Raw genomic sequence first — 17422 nt, 5'->3', positions numbered from 1 at the left:
TTATTAAGGCAGCAGAACTGATTTTTACCCGGCATTTTCGATGCTAACCTTTGTAAATCATTACGTTATGCTTAAACCTCCCATAAGCATTAAGCAACTTTATTGCTAACTAAACCGCTATATCTTCCTTAATTTCTGCCGATAACGCCATTATGCCCGAGATTATCGGGCCCCTCTCGGTTTTCACCGTCAAGGATTTGGCTATGGGTATATTAAAAAATTTCACGATTCGCACCGTCATGTTGTGGATTCTCGGTCTCTTTTGCTTGCTGTGGTGCGCAGTAGGCTGGTTCAGCGTGCACTCGCTCGGTTCGCTCAGTGAGGGCAACGACGTCGATCGTCATCTGGTGGCGCAGATGACCACCTTAAGCAAAGGCAACGACCAGTATTTTCGCGTCATCACGCGCCTGTCGCGCATTATGGAAAGCAAAGCGGGCGGTGCGCAGCCGACTGAGGCGGACTGGCAGCCGGTTCAGCAGGCGCTGAACAATATGACGCAACAGCTGGCGCAGTTTAAACAGATGGCGCCAGGCCCGATGGAGGCGCAGATCGTCGACCAGGTGATCGGCAGCTGGCAAAAGCTGCTGGATGAGGGTGTGACGCCGCAGCTGCAGAAAGCGCGTCAGGACTCGCTGGAAGCCTATCGCCAGCACGCCAGTACGGTAACCCCTGCGCTGAGCCGCGCTTTTGGCGCCAGCGCCGAGGCGTTCAATCAGGCGGCGGCCGTCAAGCTGGATCAGACCCGTGTCAGAGTCGATCGCCTCACCGTACTGACGAAAATTACGCTGGTGGCAGCGGTCATTCTGGGCTTAGTGATCCTGCTGTTTACCGATCGCTATCTGGTCACCATGCTGGTGAAACCGCTGGATCGCATCCGTGAGCATTTCGCCGTGATCGCCACAGGCGATCTTAGCCAGCCGGTTGCGCCGTTCGGACGCAACTGCGTCGGCAAGCTGGTGCCGCTGCTGAGCGCCATGCAGGAGAGCCTGCGCGAAGCGGTCAGCGCGATCCGCAGCGGTACCGAGAATATCTCGCGCGGCGCGGCAGAGATCTCAGCGGGCAACAACGATCTCTCTTCACGCACGGAAGAGCAGGCGGCGGCGCTGGAACAGACTGCCGCCAGTATGGAACAGCTGACCGCAACGGTGAAATTCAACGCCGACAACGCGCGTCAGGCCAGCATGCTGGCAGAAACCGCCTCGTCAACGGCGCAGCAGGGCGGCCAGCTGGTGAGCGAAGTGGTCTCTACCATGAACGGCATCTCCGGCAGTTCGAAAAAAATTGCCGAGATCACCAGCGTCATCAACGGCATCGCTTTCCAGACCAATATTCTGGCGCTGAACGCAGCGGTTGAAGCGGCGCGTGCCGGCGAACAGGGGCGTGGCTTCGCAGTCGTCGCCAGCGAGGTGCGCAATCTGGCGCAGCGCAGCGCCGCCGCGGCGAAAGAGATCGCCGCGCTGATTGAAGATTCGGTACAGCGCGTGGACAAAGGCGCGGTCCTGGTGAGCAACACCGGCAGCACCATGCACAATATTCTTAAGTCGGTGCAGGATGTCGACGCCATCATGAAACAGATTGCCGCCGCGTCGGAAGAGCAGAGCAAAGGCATTTCGCAGGTTGGCGTAGCCGTCACCGAAATGGACAGCGTGACGCAGCAGAACGCCTCGCTGGTGGAGGAGGTCTCATCCGCCGCCGCCGCGCTGGCGCGTCAGACCGAATCGCTGGAAGCCTCGGTCTCCCGGTTCCGTCTTTCGTCGCACGAGCCGATTGCCAGCGCGCCGCCTCGCGGCAACAGCGCTACGCCGTCCGTAGCCGCAGCGCATCGCTCTGGGGCAGACCAGAGCGGCGAATGGGTAACCTTTTAATCGCGTGACAGCCATGCCGCCAGATCCGACAGGAAAGGCGGCGCATCTTTGACCGGGCGCTGCAGCAGGCTGTAGGCCGCCCCGGTTTTCACCCGACTGGCGAACGGCGCAATCAGGCGTCCGTTCGCCAGATCGCTCTCCACCAGATTAATATCCGCTACCGTTACGCCAAAACCCTGTATCGCCGCGCTGATCGCCAGATCCATGGTGCTGAAGTGTTGATTACGCGTCATCGTCAGCCTGGTATTCTGGGCGTCGAGCCACAGCTGCCAGTCGCGGCTATCGCTGGTGGGATGCAGAAAGGTCATCGCCGCCAGCGCCTCGGGCGAGGCGGGCGGCGCGATGTCGGCGGCCATGACCGGCGTAATCGCCTCATCAAACAGATGTATCGTCCCTGGCAGCGGCGTACCGTAAAGGATGGCAGCGTCGAATCCATCCAGCTGAGCGTGATGCTCCAGCGTGGTGGTCAGGGCGACATGCAGTTCCGGCCGCTGCTGCTCCAGCGCCACCAGGCGCGGCACCAGCCAGCGCATCGCGCAGGTCGGCGCTTTTAGCCGAATGACGCCGTGATGGCGCATCGCCCTGTCCGTGGCGCTCAGCATCTGTTCAAAACCCTGGCGCAGTTCTGGCAGCAGCGCTGCTCCCTGTGCGGTCAGGCGCAGGCCGCGCGCGTGCCGCTCGAACAGCGCGAAGCCCAGATAGTGTTCAAGCGTGGCGATTTTGCGGCTGACTGCGCCCTGAGTAATACAGAGCTCGCCCGCTGCGCGCGTCAGGTTGAGATGGCGCGCGGTCACCAGAAAGGCGTGTATAGCGTTAAGCGGCAGAGAACGCGGCATTATCACTCCAGCTATGCATTTTAGTCATGGCTATTATGACAACAATTCGCTTGTCGGCTCAAGCGCCGGGTCGTTGAATAGAAATCAATTAAATCGACATTTTTATGCAGCCGCGCAGGAGCTCGTCCGATGAAAAGCAGCGTTAACGTCACCTCTAAATTGCCCGACGTAGGCACCACGATATTCAGCGTCATCGGTCAGCTCTCTGCGCAGCACAGCGCGATCAATCTGTCACAGGGCGCGCCCAACTTCCCGTGCGATCCGGCACTGGTGGTGGAGGTCAGCCGTGCCATGCGCGAAGGGCATAACCAGTATGCGCCGATGACCGGCTGGCCTGCGCTGAAAGAGGCGCTGGCGGCTAAGGTCGCCGCGCTCTATGGTCAACACTACGATCCTGCGACCGAAGTGCTGATCAGCGGCAGCGCCAGCCAGGGCATCTATATGGCGATTACAGCGCTGGTGAGCCAGGGCGACGAAGTGATCTTCTTCGAGCCCGCTTTCGACAGCTACGCGCCGGTGGTGCGTTTGCAGGGCGGCACGCCGGTTGGCCTGAAGCTGCAGTTCCCCGACTATGCCATTAACTGGGATGAGCTGCGCGCCGCGCTGACGCCGCGCACCCGCATGATCATTATTAATACGCCGCACAACCCGAGCGCACAGGTGCTGACGCCCGCCGATCTGGCGCAGCTGGCGGCGTTGACGCGCGGCACCGATATTGTGGTGCTCTCTGACGAAGTCTATGAGCATATTGTGTTCGACGGCCGCGCGCACTGCGGGATGGCGACCCATCCAGAGCTGGCGCAGCGCAGCGTGATCGTCTCTTCCTTCGGCAAAACCTTTCACGTTACCGGCTGGCGCGTCGGCTATTGTCTTGCGCCCGCCGAACTGATGGAGGAGCTGGTGAAAGTGCATCAGTTTATGATGTACGCCGCCGATACGCCGATGCAGATCGGCTTTGCGCACTATCTGCAGCGCGCCGAAAACTATCTGTCGCTGTCGGCATTTTACCAGCAGAAGCGCGATCGTCTGGTGTCGCTGCTGCAGGATTCGCCGTTTAAGCTGCTGCCGTGCGCCGGTTCGTTTTTTGTTTTAGCCAGCTACGGACATTTCAGTGACGAAGCTGACAGCGAGATGGTAAAACGTCTTATCGTCGAGCACGGCGTGGCAACCATTCCGCTCTCGGCGTTTTATATGGACGGCACCGATAACAACGTGATTCGTCTCTCTTTTGCAAAAGACGACGCCACTCTGCAGCGCGGCGCAGAGGCGCTCTGTCGGGTGAAGGGTTAATCTCAGGGGAAAATAAGATGAAAAAACTAAACGCGCTCTTTCTTGCGCTGGGGCTGATGAGTTCGGTGCATGCGCTGGCGGCGGAAACGCTGCGTTATGGCCTGGAGTCGCAGTATGCGCCGTTTGAGAGCCGTAACGCGCAGGGCGAGCTGGAAGGCTTCGACATCGAGCTGGGCAAAGCTATCTGCGCGACCGGCAATTTCGACTGTCACTGGGTGGAGAGCAGTTTCGACGCGCTGATCCCGGCGCTGCAGGCGAAGAAGTTCGACGCCATTAACTCAGCGATGAATATCACCGAAGCGCGGGCGAAAAGCATCGATTTCACCAAACCAGTCTACCGTATTCCGAGCATGCTGATCGTCAAAGAGGGCGAGAAGCTGCAGCCGACCGCTGAGGCGCTGAAGGGCAAGAATATCGGCGTGCTGCAGGGGTCGATTCAGGAAACCTACGCCAAAAAGCACTGGGAAACGCAGGGCGTTACCGTGACCTCTTATCAGGATCAGAATCAGGTGTATAACGATATGGTCGCAGGTCGTCTTGACGGCACGCTGGTGATGTCTGCCGCGGGCCAGTCAGGTTTCCTCGATAAACCGCAGGGCAAGGGCTTCGTTTTTGCCGGTAAAGCGGTAGAAGATGACGCGATCCTCGGTACCGGCATCGGTTTTGGACTGCGTAAGGGCGATACCCAACTGAAGCAGGCGCTGGATGCGGCGATTACTAAAATTCAGGATGACGGCACGGTGAAAAAACTGGCGGAGAAATATTTTCCCGGCATCGACGTCAGCGTGAAGAAGTAAGAGCAGGCAGGCGGCGGACAGCCGCCTTGAACCAGGCTGGGCAGGGGGCGGTCGCACAGGATATGACCCGCGCCCTGAACCTGGCTGCTTTTTTGATGGTTTAGCGCTGCGCCGCCAGCAAGCAGAGCCTCTCCGCCACCTGGTAGGACTTCACAAACGACGAAATCGGCAGAAACTCGAAGCGGGAGTGGAAGTTGTGCGCGCCGGTAAAGAAGTTTGGCGTCAGCAGGCCTTTCGCCGAGAGCGCCGCGCCGTCGGTGCCGCCGCGCATCGGGATCACCTTCGGCTCAATATTCAGATCCGCCAGCGCGGTGAAGATCAGCTCGATAGCGCGACGATCCTCGCCCACGGCGTTGCTGATATTGCTGTAAATGTCGCTGATGCGAATTGCGACGCTGCCCGTTGGGTAGCGCCGGGCGATCTCTGCTACCGCCTGATGTAGCTGCTCTTTGCGCGCGGCAAACTGCGTCAGATCGAAATCGCGGATCGAGGCTTTTAGCGTCGCCTGGCTGGCGCCCGCCTGCATTTCATTAAACCAGATATAGCCTTCACGACCTTCGGTGTGCTCCGGCGTTTCCCGACGATCGAACAGGCTGATAAAGTCGTGCGCCATCAGCAGCGGATTGACCAGCACGCCTTTGGCCGACATCGGGTGCGCAGGCACGCCGGTAAAGGTTATTTCCGCCGACGCGGCATTGAAATTTTCATATACCACTTCGCCCAGTTCGCAACAGTCGATGGTCCAGGCAAAATCGACGTTAAAACCCTTTTCCAGATCCAGCGCTTTCGCGCCGCGCAGACCGATCTCCTCATCGGGCACAAAGGCCACCAGGATATCGCCGTGATCGCCCTGCAAATTCTCCATCAATGTCATCACCACCGTCACCGCCGCTTTATTGTCCGCGCCCAGCACGCTGGTGCCGTCGCTGAAAATAATCTCTTCGCCGAGATAGGGCGCGATCTCCGGGTGCGCGTCCCGACGCAGCCAGATATCTTCGCGCGCGTTGAGCAGCAGATCTTCTCCCTGCCAGGTGAGGATCTGCGGATGAATATCGGGCGACAGGCCTACGTCAACGGTATCGATATGGGTGATAAAACCGATGCGCGGCGCATCCTGCCGGTTGCCGCGCTTCACGGCGGTCACCGTGGCGCAGTCGTCGATCACCACCTCGTCGAGGCCGAGAGCGGTGAGCTCCTCCGCCAGCAGCCGCGCCATCGCGTGCTGGCTGGGCGTGCTCGGCAAAGTGTTCGATGTAGCGTCGCTCTGACTGCTAACGGCCAGGTAACGGAAAAAGCGTTGGGTTAACTGATTTGCAAGGGCTGTCATCACTGTTCCTTATTTGTCTGCCATCAGCAGGGTTCGCTATGTTACGAAAACGTGATATCCATAAAGCGCCTGGATCATTTAGGGAATCTGACCAACGGAAGTCAATAAAAAGTGAGGAAATGATGAAAGCGAAGATAGCGATGCTGGCGTTGCTGACCGCCGCCATGGCGCATAACGCCAGCGCGAAAACGCTGGTTTACTGCGCGGAAGGGTCGCCGGAGAACTTCAATCCGCAGCTCTACACCTCGGGAACCAGCGTGGACGCCAGCGCAGTGCCGGTATTCAACCGGCTGGTGGATTTTAAATATGGCACAACTGAACTGGTGCCGAGCCTGGCTGAAAGCTGGGAGATCAGCCCGGACGGCAAGGTCTATACCTTCCATCTGCGTCAAAACGTTAAGTTTCAGAGCAACAAACTCTTCAAACCCAGCCGTGACTTCAACGCCGATGACGTTATTTTCTCTTTTATGCGGCAGATGGATCCGAAAAATCCCTACCACAACGTCTCTGGCGGCACCTACGCTAACTTCGACAGTCTGGAGTTGACGACGCTGATTAAAAGCATCGACCGCGTCGACGACCACACCGTGCGCTTTACGCTTAACCATGCGGAATCGCCATTCCTCGCCGATCTCGCCTGGTACTTCGCCTCCATCCACTCCGCCGAATACGCCGATCGGATGCTGAAGGCGGGTACGCCGGAAAAAGTCGATATGGATCCCATCGGCACCGGCCCGTTCCAGCTGGTGCAGTACCAGAAAGATTCCCGCATTCTCTATAAAGCCTTCCCGCAATACTGGGCAGGCAAGGCGAAGCTGGATCGCATCGTCTACAGCATTACGCCGGACGCCTCGGTTCGGCTCGCCAAGCTGGAGAAGGGGGAATGTCAGGTGATGCCGTTCCCCAATCCTGCCGATCTGGAGAAAATGCGCAGCAATCAGGCTATCAACCTGATGCATAAAGCGGGACTGAATACCGGTTTCCTGGCGTTTAACACCACTAAAGCGCCGCTGGATAAGGTCGAGGTGCGTCAGGCGCTGGCAATGGCGATCAACAAGCCCGCCATCATCGACGCTATCTTCAAAGGCACCGGCACCGCGGCCAAAAATATTCTGCCGCCAGGCGTCTGGAGCGAAAACAAAGATCTGAAGGATTATGATTACGATCCGGAAAAGGCCAGAGCGCTACTGAAGCAGGCGGGCATCGCTCCCGGCACCGAAATTTCGCTCTGGGCGATGCCGGTCTCCCGTCCCTATAACCCTAACGCGCGCCGTATGGCGGAGATGATCCAGGCAGACTGGGCGAAGGTCGGCATCAAGGCGACCATCGTGACCTACGAATGGGGCGAATATCTCAAGCGGGTGCGCAGCGGCGAACACCAGGCGGCGCTGATGGGCTGGACAACCGCGACCGGGGATCCGGACAACTTCTTCGGGCCGCTCTACAGCTGTAAATCGACGCAGGGCGGCTCGAACTCCTCGAAGTGGTGCTATCAGCCGTTTGAAAAGCTGATTACCGAGGCGCGCGCCGAGCCGGATCAGGGCAAGCGCACTGCGCTCTATCTGCAGGCGCAGCAGATAATGCATGACCAGATGCCTGCGGTGATGATTGCGCACTCGACCATTTTCGAGCCGGTGCGTAAAGAGGTGAGCGGCTACGATATCGATCCCTTCGGCAAGCACATCTTCTATCCGGTCGATATCAACGAGTAGTTACGCCAGTCCGGCGGCGATCTCATTCAGGCGCTGCTGGAGAAAAGAGAGAAAGGGCGACAGCGCCGCGTTGCGCTGCCGCCCTGAAACCCGCTGCAGCTGCAGCGTACGCTGGCTGAGCTGGTCAACGCCCATCTCCCGCAGCACCAGATCGCGCTGCGTTTCGTTAAGCAGGGTAAAGGCGCTGCTGATGGTGATCGCCTCTGGCGTGCTGAGCAGAAAGTGGTAGAGCGTGGCGAAATAGTCGCAGGTCAGCACCGGCTCAATCACGCAGCCGCGCATCTGACAGGCCAGATCGAACAGCTGACGCACCGTGGTGTTCTGCTCCGGCAGCGCCATCGGATAGGGGCTGAGCGCCTCCAGCGTCACCGGCGCTGGCTGCTGCGCCAGCGGATGATCTTTATGCATCGCCAGCAGCACCGGGGCAGGCCAGGAGCCCATCACTTCCACGCCGCTCTCGGGATGCAGGCTGAACTGTAGCGCCACATCGCATTCGCCAGCGCGTACCCGCTCGGCCACTGCCTGGGAACCCTCGACCTTGAGTGCGAAGTAAACGCCGGGATTAAGGGCGCGAAATTCCGCCAGCAGGCCGGGCAGCAGGCTGAACGCCATGCCGTCGGTACAGGCGATGCGGATCAGGGTGCGGCGGATCGCCTTCAGTCCTTTAATTTCCGCCAGCGCGTAATCCATATCCAGCATGCTTTGTCGTACCTGACGGGCAAGGATTTCACCCGCCTCATTAAGCACCATGCCGCGCGCATGGCGATCGAACAGCGGCGCGCCCACCTGCGCCTCCAGCCGCTGAATTTGCCGACTGATAGCCGATACCGCCACAAAAAGCTGTTCGCTGGCGGCGCTCAGCGAACCGCTGCTGGCGACGGCAAGAAAATAACGAATTTCACTGCTCAGCATCATCTGACCTCTGCACCCCGTCGGTGCATGCTTCTTTATCGGGCATTTTAGCTTTGCTTTAAAAGCAAGGCTATGTCGATAAATTGATAATTGTGGCAAGGCCAACCTTTTGGCAAAGATAGAGCGACGACAAAATAAAAAAAGACAGGGCAAACATGACGGAACAGCAGGCTATTCAACAGGCGATGCGCTACTTCGACAGCGGGGAATTTAAACAGCTTCTGGCGCGCCGCGTGGCGTGCGTGACCGAAAGCCAGCGCGCGGATCGCGACGATGAGCTACATCACTATTTGCATGAAGAGATCGCGCCGCAGCTGTCGGCGCTCGGCTTTGCGCTGCACTTTATCGATAATCCGGTCGTTGGAAACCGCCCGTTTCTGGTGGCGACGCGCATCGAGGACGAGGCGCTGCCAACGCTGCTCGTTTATGGCCACGGCGACGTGGTGTTCGGCGATGATGAAAACTGGCGTGACGGCCTTGCGCCCTGGCGGCTGACGGAAGAGGGCGATCGCTGGTATGGGCGCGGCAGCGCCGATAACAAAGGGCAACACACTATTAATCTTGCGGCGCTGGAGCAGGTTTACCATGCGCGCGGCGGCCGTCTCGGCTTTAACTGCAAGATTCTGTTCGAGATGGGCGAAGAGATTAGCTCGCCAGGGCTGGCCGAGCTGTGCCAGCAGCAGCAGGCGTTGCTGCGCGCTGACCTCTTTATCGCGTCGGACGGCCCGCGCGTCAGCGCGCCGCGGCCTACGCTTTTCCTGGGATCGCGCGGCGCGGCCAATTTCCGTCTGACCATCAACGCGCGTGACAACGCCTACCACTCCGGCAACTGGGGCGGGCTGTTAAGCAACCCCGGCACGCAGCTGGCAAACGCTATCGCCTCGCTGGTCAACGCGCACGGCGTGCTGCAGGTCGAGGCGCTGAAGCCCGACTCGCTGAGCGCGGCGGTGCGCGCCATTCTCAGCGATATCGAGCCAGGCGGTATGCCGGGCGATCCGGCGCTGGACGCAAACTGGGGCGAACCCGGCCTGACCCCTGCCGAGCGCCTTTACGGCTGGAACACGCTGGAGGTGCTGGCGTTCGAAACCGGCAACCCGGCGCGTCCGATGAACGCCATTCCCGGTAAGGCGACCGCCGTGTGTCAGCTGCGTTTTGTGGTGGGCACCGACTGGGAGAATCTGGTGCCGCACGTCGAGGCGCATCTGCGTGCGCAGGGTTTTGACAATGTTCAGGTCGATTTCCTGCGCGGATCGCCCGCAACGCGTCTCGATCCCCAAAGCCCGCTGGTCGCCTGGGCGCTGGAGAGCCTTGCCGTCAGCAGCGGCAAAAAACCGGCGCTGCTGCCTAATCTGGGCGGCTCACTGCCGAATGAGGTCTTTTCCGACATTCTCGGTCTGCCGACGCTGTGGGTGCCACACTCCTATCCCGCCTGCGGCCAGCACGGCGTTAACGAGCATATGCTGAAGTCCGTAGCGCGCGAAGGTTTGCTAATCATGACGCGGCTGTTCTGGCAGCTGGGCGAAGAGGGCGAGGCGCTGCTGGCGCGGCAGCAGGCTTATCAGGGAGCGCGCACATGAGCAACCTGACGCAAGCGGTTCCGCTGGTTCAGAGCAAGCCGAGCCTGCATAAAACCCTGTTCGCTACCTGTATCGGCAATGCGCTGGAGTGGTTCGACATTGCGGTCTACGGCTTTTTCGCCAGCTATATCGCGCACGCCTTTTTTCCCACCAGCGACGCCTCCGTTTCGCTGCTGCTGACCTTCGGCAGCTTTGGCGTCTCCTTTCTTATCCGGCCGCTCGGCGCGGTGGTGCTGGGCAACTATGCCGATCGCCACGGGCGCAAAAAGGCGCTGCTGCTCTCCATTAATCTGATGATGCTGGGCGGCGCGATGATCACCTTTATGCCGGAGTACAGCACCATCGGACTGGCGGCGCCGCTGTTGATTATGCTGGCGCGCCTGATTCAGGGGTTCTCGGCGGGCGGGGAGTTCGGCAGCTCCACGGCGTTTCTTGTGGAGCACTTTCCCGAGCGTAAAGCCTTTATCGCCAGCTGGCAGTTCGCGACACAGGGCGCGAGCACGCTGATGGCTTCCGCTTTCGGGCTGGGACTGACGCAGATGCTCAGTGAGACGCAGATGCTGTCGTGGGGCTGGCGCATTCCTTTCGCCTTCGGCCTGCTGATCGGTCCGCTGGGGCTTTATATCCGTCGCCACGTTCATGAGCCAGCCAGCTTCACGCAGCAGGAGAGACCAGAAGCGCCTTTGAAGCAGCTGTTTGGCCGTCAGAAAGAGCTGATGCTGCTGGCGGTCGGTCTGATGGTGATTTCAACGGCGGTAAACTACATGCTGAACTATGTGCCGACCTATGCCACCAAAACGCTGCATCTGCCGGGAAGCGTCGCCTTTAGCGCCACGCTGCTGGCAGGTATTATTCTGACCCTGGTGACGCCGCTGATGGGGCTCTGGGCTGAGCGCGTGGGACGTGTGCCGCTGATGTGGGGTTCGCTGCTGCTGTTGCTGGTAACGATTTATCCAGCCTTCCGCTATATGGTGGATCACACCTCGCCGGTGACGCTGCTGCTGCTGGTGGGCTGGATGGCGCTGCTGAAATCGATCTACTTCTCCACTGTGCCTTCGGTGATGGCGGATCTTTTTCCGCTCGGCACGCGCGCCAGCGGCATGGCGATCAGCTATAACGTCGCGGTAACGATCTTCGGCGGCTTCGCGCCGCTGATCTGCACGCTGCTGATTAACGCCACCGGCAGCAGCCTTGCGCCGGGATACTACCTGATGGCGGTATCGCTGCTGAGCGCCGCGGCACTGCTGCGCTGCCGTCATCGCGTCGCATGAAAAACAGCCGCCCGTACAGGGCGGCTTAACAATTACAGCGTGAACTGCAGATAGGCGACGTGCGTCTGCAGATACTCCTCCAACCCGTGACGCCCGTCCGCGCCGCCGATGCCCGATTTACGCCAGCCCGCGTGGAAGCCCTGCATCGCTTCAAAGTTCTCGCGGTTGACATAGGTTTCGCCGAATTTCAGCTTACGCAGCGCCACCATGGTGGTATTGAGATTTTGCGTATAGAGAGAAGAGGTCAGGCCATATTCGCAGTCATTGGCCAGCGCAATGGCCTCGTCCAGCGTTTTGAACGTCATTACCGGCAATACCGGCCCAAAGATCTCCTCGCGCATGATCTCCATATCCTGACGCACGTCGGTGATAATGGTCGGCTCGAAAAAGAAGCCTTTACTGCCGGCGCGTTTGCCGCCCAGCACCACTTTGCCGCCAGCCGCCACGGCGTCCGCTACCTTTTTCTCCACGCGTGCCAGCGCGGCGGCGGTAATCAGCGGTCCCATATCGATCTCGCGCTGCTCCGCCGGATCGCCAAATTTAACGGCTTTAAACGCCTCGGTTAAGGCGGTCATAAAGCGATCGTAAATGCCTTCCTGCACATAGACGCGCTCTGCGCAGTTGCAGACCTGTCCGCTGTTGATTACGCGCGAGCTGACGATCGCCTTCACCGCCAGGTCCACGTCGGCATCATCCATCACGATGGCTGGCGCTTTACCGCCCAGCTCCAGTGAAACTTTGGTGACGTTCTTCGCCGCGGCCGCCATGGTGGCAACGCCCGCCCCGACGCTGCCGGTCAGGCTGACCAGACCGACTCTGGGGTCAGAGGCCAGCTGCTGACCAATCTCCGGGCCGTAGCCATAGACAAAATTGATTACGCCCGGCGGCAGGCCGATGTGATGCGCGATCTCGGCGAAGATGCCAGCGTTGAGCGGCGTCAGTTCGCTTGGTTTAATCACGATGGTATTGCCGGTAATCAGCGCCGGTGCGGCTTTACGCGCAATCAAAAAGAAAGGGAAGTTCCACGGCAGAATGCCGGTGGTCACGCCGATCGCCTTTTTAAATACGAAAATATTTTCATTGGGGCGATCGCTGTTGACGATCTCGCCTTCATAGCGGCGCGCCCACTCGGCCATATAGTCGAGATAATCAGCGGTAAACAATACTTCTGTCTGCGCCAGCCCCTGCGTTTTGCCTCCTTCAGCGACGATGGTGGCGGTCAGTTCAGGCTCGCGGTCGCGAATAGCCTCCGCCAGCTTGCGCAACCAGTTGCCGCGCTCAACGGCGGGCAGGGCTTCCCAGGCGGGCTGCGCAGTTTCGGCCGCCTCAATCGCGCGGCTGGCCTCCTGCGCGCAGCCTTCGGGTATGCGAGCCAGCAGCGCTTCGGTCGCAGGATTGATCACCTCAATCCATTTATCGCTCTGGTGCGCGACAAATTCGCCGTTAATGTAATGTTTTAGTTCTGTTGTCATCTGCTGCATCTCCGATGTCGGGTACGTTAATAAAATGTTTTATAAATGCAGCGTGAAACAAAACAGACCGCGACACCTTAGTCTGGCTGCCATCCGCGGCGCGGCGCTGGCAAACAAACGCAGATTAAAGTGATGACGGCGACAAAAGGTTGTATTCATCCGCTATGGCCCGCATATCTTCTCTACGTTGCGCAAAACGGATTTTGGGCCAACACTTTCAGGAAGCATGAGGAGGATGTTATGGCTAGCGGATGGGCGTCAGACGGCGCCGTTCAGGAACAGATCGAAAGTACAGTTAACGATGAGATCGCTCGCGTGCGCGGCACGATGAGCAAGGGCGAAAGCGCGGAGTTTTGCGACGAGTGCGGCGAGCCGATACCGCAGGCGCGCCGTGAAGCGGTGCCGGGCGTACGCTTCTGCCTGGCCTGTCAGCAGGCGCACGATAAGCAGCTAAAAGGCAGCGCCCTCTATAACCGACGCGGCAGTAAAGACAGCCAGCTGCGTTAGTTCAGGAACCTGGCATGGCGAGTCCGCTGCCGATAAACCATGCCAGAAAACCGACGCCGGCGACAATAATGGCGATCGGAAACAGAATACCCACTCTCATAGAAACCTCGTTATCTCCGCGTCAGGCGACCTGCATCACTGCACGGTGCGTTTTCAGCATACTGAAGAGTTGAAACTGGCTGGCGTCGCTGACGTCGCGCAGCACTTCCCCTTTTTTATAGGTAATGGTGTGGACCTGGCCCAGCTGACGCCATACCACCAGCGCCGAGGCGATCAGCGCGCAGTTCTCTTCCGCCTGTTGACACTCCAGCGTGGCGTACTGCGCCTCTTCCAGTTCATTAATAAAAATCTTTAACGCGCTGGCGGGCAGAATGGCACGCAGGTCATCCAGCATCGCGCGGCTTACCGAACGCGTTAAAAACAGCGTTAACCATTTTCCCGTCATCTCAATCCCGGCAATAGAAGATTTTCTACGTCTTATACGGCGTTAACGCGCATTAGTGAAGCGATCTTTCCTTTTTTGCCAGGGTTCGGGAAAAGGCGGCAGCCAACGGTTAAATGTGCTGCGCGGCACAGCACTTTTCAAAAAAATGCTGAATAATAAGCGACTTAACAGGTCTGTGCGCGGCGAATCCGACAAAGTCGAAACTGTGATCCGCGTAGGGACTAACTGGTGGATATTGCCATTCCCGCTTTGCGGTCGGCAGCCATCCAAAGGCTGAGGCGTTCAGGCGCGCCGTAGACTGCCTGCTAATCAGGAACCGGGTTTCCTGTAGGCCTCAACCTTACGCAAGGAATAACAATGAACAGTGCCATTATCGCAGGTATCTTCTGGCATCTCGTCGGTGCTGCCAGCGCAGCGTGTTTCTACGCGCCGTTTAAACAGGTGAAAAAGTGGTCATGGGAAACGATGTGGTCAGTAGGCGGCTTTATGTCCTGGCTGATCCTGCCATGGGCCGTGAGTGCTGTACTGCTGCCGAACTTCTGGGCCTACTACAGCAGCTTCAGCCTTTCTCAGCTGTTGCCGGTATTTCTGTTTGGCGCAATGTGGGGCATCGGCAACATTAACTACGGTCTGACGATGCGCTATCTCGGCATGTCGATGGGCATCGGCATCGCCATCGGCATTACGCTGGTGGTCGGTACCCTGATGACGCCGCTTATCCAGGGACGCTTCGGCGAGCTGTTCGCCTCAACCGGCGGCCGGTTAACCCTGCTCGGTGTTGCCGTGGCGCTGATGGGCGTAGCGATTGTTTCGCGCGCCGGCCTGCTGAAAGAGCGCGCGCTGGGGATCAATGCGGAAGAGTTCAATCTCAAAAAAGGGCTGCTGCTGGCGGTGCTGTGCGGCATTTTTTCGGCAGGCATGTCGTTCGCCATGGATGCGGCTAAGCCGATGCATGAGGCGGCGGCGCAGTTGGGCATCGATCCGCTCTACGTCGCGCTGCCAAGCTACGTGGTGATTATGGGCGGCGGGGCGCTGGTTAACCTGGCGTTCTGTTTTATCCGCCTGGCGGTTAAGCCGGAGCTGTCGCTGCGGCAGGATCTCTCCGTGGCGAAACCGCTGCTGATCGCCAATATCGCCTTCGCGGTGCTGGGCGGCACCATGTGGTATCTGCAGTTTTTCTTCTATGCCTGGGGCCACGCCAGCATTCCACCGCAGTATGACTATGTCAGCTGGATGCTGCATATGAGTCTCTATGTGCTGTGCGGCGGGCTGGTTGGTTTGCTGATGAAAGAGTGGAAATCGGCTGGACGCCGTCCGGTCAGCGTACTGTCGATCGGCTGCGTGGTGATTATTATCGCCGCTAATATTGTCGGGCTTGGACTGGCCGCCTGAGTGTATGCAGGGTAAGAACAAGCAAGGCATGGGTGTACAAGAGTGTGCCAGCGCGGGTGAGAAGGCCCGATCGCAAAGACGCAAAAGACGGCATCCATGCCAGCTCGGCCCGCGACATCCTTGTCGCGGGACGCTTTGCTCTTCGGGCCTTTTCACCCGCTTAGCAGGCTCTGGGCATGGCCTGAGAAATTAAGGGTAACCTCTTTTTCAGGACGGCGCGCGGTCCTGTGCTGAGCTTCCCGAGCGCTGCGGCACAAACCGCTGGCGCCAGGCGCTGGGCGTTAAACCCGTTTCGCGCGTAAACACTACCGAAAAATAGTTGCTGTCGTCGAAGCCGCAGCGCGCCGCCACTTCACTGATCAGACAATCCTGGGTGCGCAGCAGATATTTTGCCTGACAAAGCTGCAGCTGCCGCAAATAGTGACCGACCGTCATTCCGGTCTGCTGGCGAAAGAGCTGCTTTAGCGCGCGTTCGTTCAGCGAATTTTGCTGGCAAAAGGTCGCCAGATCGAAAGGGCGCGCCACCGCGCCCTGTAGCGCCGACATCAGCAGATCGAGCTGCTCGCCTTCCGGCAGCGCCCAGGGGCGATCCGCCGCATAGCCGTGGCGGCGAAGAATAAGCGCCAGCTGTAAAAAAAGCGCTTCCGTAAGCTGAATGGAAAGGGGATCGCTCTTGCGGCTTTCGCGCTCCAGCTGGCTGATCACGCCGCGCGCCAGCGCCATGCCACGGGTGGTCAGACGCCAGCAGCCCGGCGCGTCAACGCCTTGCGGCGGCAATAGCTGCCCCCAGTCGAGAGCAAGACCGAAGCGATCGCGGCAGTAGAGGATATTGTCCAGCACCAGGTCGTTGACGCTGTCGTAGCTGTGGCAATCCTGGTCGCGAATATAGAAGACATCGCCGCAGGTAATCAGCCAGGGGCGATCGTTGAGAATATGCAGGCCGTTGCCGCGCCAGACGATGACAATTTCGCTAAACTCATGCCGGTGGGCGGGAAAAGAGGGTTGTGGCATACGTTCAGCCACCGTAACCGGCAGGCCAGGCGCGGGAAAATAGTCGTCCCGGCTCAGTATCAGCGTCATCGCTCGCTCCTTTTTTACATCATCTGCTGGCGCTCCGCTCGCGGTGCGCAGCCAAATTCACGCCGAAACAGAGTAGAGAAGTGGTTGCTGTCGCCGAAACCGCACTGAAAGGCGATATCGGTAATACGCAGATCGCTGTGGCGCAGCAGATGTCGCGCCTGCAGCAGCCGCAGGCGGTTCAGATAGCGCTGTGGCGTACTGCCTGTTTGCTGCTTCATCTGACGATGCAGCGTGCGCAGCGACAGCGAAAAACGGTCAGCCAGCGCTTCCCACAAAATCTCTTCACTGTAGTGATCGTTAAGCCAGTCGAGCAGACGGTGCAGGCGGGCTTCCTGATCCTGCGCCTGTTCATTGCGGCACGCTTCGCGCAGCAAAACCAGCAGCTGCAAGAAGAGCTGCTCCTGGCGAGCCTGCTTCTCCAGCGACCAGCCCTCATCCTGCCGCATCTTCGCCACGACATCCAGCGCCTGCGTCATGGCTTTGCTATTTATGCGCCAGTGCGAGGCGTAATTGCCCTCTCGCTCGTTCGGCAGCAGCGCCTGCAAACCCGAAAGAAAGCGAAAGGCGGCAGGGCTGCGGTAGAGCACGTTGGTCAGGCAGAGATTATCCGTCTGCTCATACAGATGTCGATCGTGGTCGCGCACGAAGCAGACGCAACCGGCGCACAGCGTTTGCGGCTGGCCGTTGAACACATGAATGCCCGAACCCTGTTCTACCAGCACGATTTCATGGAAATCGTGGTGATGCTCGGGAAACGCCTGCTGCGGCACACGCGGTTCGATAGCGATAGCGTAATCGCCCTGAGGAAAGAAATCGGCGCTGTGTAAAATCGTCATAGTGGCCTCGTTCGTTTAACAAAAGCGTAACCGAGTCTACTCAGCGCCCACGCCGCTTACCTTGAATTTTGTACTGCGAAGCGCAGTAAATTCGCTTTTTATT

At 59.0% G+C, this 17422-nt stretch carries 16 protein-coding genes; 8 read left to right on the top strand and 8 right to left on the bottom strand.

Annotated features, from left to right (window positions below; genetic code table 11):
- Positions 1–203: 203 nt before the first annotated feature.
- On the top strand, positions 204–1865 hold the full coding sequence (locus D7S44_RS05435; RefSeq protein WP_120452697.1) for a methyl-accepting chemotaxis protein: 1662 nt from the start codon (positions 204–206) through the stop codon (positions 1863–1865).
- Here the strand turns inward: D7S44_RS05435 and D7S44_RS05430 are convergent.
- Positions 1862–2701, bottom strand: coding sequence for a LysR substrate-binding domain-containing protein (locus D7S44_RS05430; RefSeq protein WP_120452694.1), 840 nt, complete (start codon positions 2699–2701; stop codon positions 1862–1864). The genes D7S44_RS05435 and D7S44_RS05430 overlap by 4 nt on opposite strands.
- 129 nt (positions 2702–2830) lie before the next feature.
- On the opposite strand from D7S44_RS05430, the gene D7S44_RS05425 reads away from it, so the two are divergent.
- Both D7S44_RS05425 and D7S44_RS05420 read left to right on the top strand, forming a co-directional pair.
- Positions 2831–3991, top strand: a complete 1161-nt coding sequence (locus tag D7S44_RS05425; protein WP_120452692.1) for a methionine aminotransferase — start codon at positions 2831–2833, stop codon at positions 3989–3991.
- 17 nt (positions 3992–4008) lie between these two features.
- A complete protein-coding gene (locus D7S44_RS05420) occupies positions 4009–4788 on the top strand; it encodes a transporter substrate-binding domain-containing protein (protein ID WP_120452690.1) in 780 nt (259 codons plus the stop codon).
- Between the two features lie 100 nt (positions 4789–4888).
- Here D7S44_RS05420 and pepT read toward each other — a convergent pair whose 3' ends face one another.
- Complete coding sequence (gene pepT / locus D7S44_RS05415; RefSeq protein WP_179256424.1) at positions 4889–6115, bottom strand: peptidase T; 1227 nt, start codon at positions 6113–6115, stop codon at positions 4889–4891.
- Positions 6116–6237: 122 nt separating this feature from the next.
- Here pepT and D7S44_RS05410 point away from each other — a divergent pair, with 122 nt between their 5' ends.
- The gene (locus D7S44_RS05410) at positions 6238–7827 is read left to right on the top strand and encodes an ABC transporter substrate-binding protein (protein ID WP_179256427.1); all 1590 of its coding nucleotides are present in this window, start codon (positions 6238–6240) and stop codon (positions 7825–7827) included.
- On the opposite strand, the gene D7S44_RS05405 is transcribed toward D7S44_RS05410, so the two are convergent.
- Positions 7828–8739, bottom strand: a complete 912-nt coding sequence (locus D7S44_RS05405; RefSeq protein ID WP_120452902.1) for a LysR family transcriptional regulator — start codon at positions 8737–8739, stop codon at positions 7828–7830.
- A 155-nt stretch (positions 8740–8894) separates the two neighbouring features.
- Between D7S44_RS05405 and D7S44_RS05400 the strand changes: the two genes are divergently transcribed.
- Positions 8895–10316, top strand: a complete 1422-nt coding sequence (locus D7S44_RS05400; RefSeq protein WP_120452684.1) for a M20 family metallopeptidase — start codon at positions 8895–8897, stop codon at positions 10314–10316.
- Positions 10313–11587 carry an MFS transporter gene (locus tag D7S44_RS05395; protein WP_120452681.1) on the top strand — a complete coding sequence of 425 codons (1275 nt, stop codon included), beginning with the start codon at positions 10313–10315 and terminating at the stop codon, positions 11585–11587. The genes D7S44_RS05400 and D7S44_RS05395 overlap by 4 nt, the downstream gene beginning before the upstream one ends.
- A gap of 32 nt (positions 11588–11619) precedes the next feature.
- Here the strand turns inward: D7S44_RS05395 and aldA are convergent, their stop codons facing one another.
- The gene (gene aldA / locus D7S44_RS05390; RefSeq protein ID WP_120452900.1) at positions 11620–13059 is read right to left on the bottom strand and encodes an aldehyde dehydrogenase; all 1440 of its coding nucleotides are present in this window, start codon (positions 13057–13059) and stop codon (positions 11620–11622) included.
- 240 nt (positions 13060–13299) lie between these two features.
- Here aldA and D7S44_RS05385 point away from each other — a divergent pair, with 240 nt between their 5' ends.
- On the top strand, positions 13300–13566 hold the full coding sequence (locus D7S44_RS05385) for a DksA/TraR family C4-type zinc finger protein (protein ID WP_120452680.1): 267 nt from the start codon (positions 13300–13302) through the stop codon (positions 13564–13566).
- 1 nt (position 13567) lies between these two features.
- Here the strand turns inward: D7S44_RS05385 and D7S44_RS23275 are convergent, their stop codons facing one another.
- Positions 13568–13666 (bottom strand): YoaK family small membrane protein, encoded by a 99-nt coding sequence (locus tag D7S44_RS23275; RefSeq protein WP_143806249.1) that lies wholly within the window; start codon positions 13664–13666, stop codon positions 13568–13570.
- A gap of 21 nt (positions 13667–13687) precedes the next feature.
- Positions 13688–14011, bottom strand: coding sequence for a hypothetical protein (locus D7S44_RS05380; RefSeq protein WP_120452678.1), 324 nt, complete (start codon positions 14009–14011; stop codon positions 13688–13690).
- A 357-nt stretch (positions 14012–14368) separates the two neighbouring features.
- Here D7S44_RS05380 and rhaT point away from each other — a divergent pair, with 357 nt between their 5' ends.
- A complete protein-coding gene (gene rhaT / locus D7S44_RS05375) occupies positions 14369–15403 on the top strand; it encodes an L-rhamnose/proton symporter RhaT (protein ID WP_120452676.1) in 1035 nt (344 codons plus the stop codon).
- A 207-nt stretch (positions 15404–15610) separates the two neighbouring features.
- Here rhaT and rhaR read toward each other — a convergent pair whose 3' ends face one another.
- Both rhaR and rhaS read right to left on the bottom strand, forming a co-directional pair.
- Positions 15611–16483 (bottom strand): HTH-type transcriptional activator RhaR, encoded by an 873-nt coding sequence (rhaR, locus tag D7S44_RS05370; RefSeq protein ID WP_120452674.1) that lies wholly within the window; start codon positions 16481–16483, stop codon positions 15611–15613.
- A 14-nt stretch (positions 16484–16497) separates the two neighbouring features.
- Positions 16498–17319 (bottom strand): HTH-type transcriptional activator RhaS, encoded by an 822-nt coding sequence (rhaS, locus tag D7S44_RS05365; protein WP_120452673.1) that lies wholly within the window; start codon positions 17317–17319, stop codon positions 16498–16500.
- Positions 17320–17422 lie beyond the last annotated feature (103 nt).

Origin of the sequence: Pantoea piersonii (genome assembly GCF_003612015.1) — a bacterium.
GTDB lineage: Bacteria > Pseudomonadota > Gammaproteobacteria > Enterobacterales > Enterobacteriaceae > Pantoea > Pantoea piersonii.
This window is presented reverse-complemented; position numbering and strand designations above follow the sequence as displayed.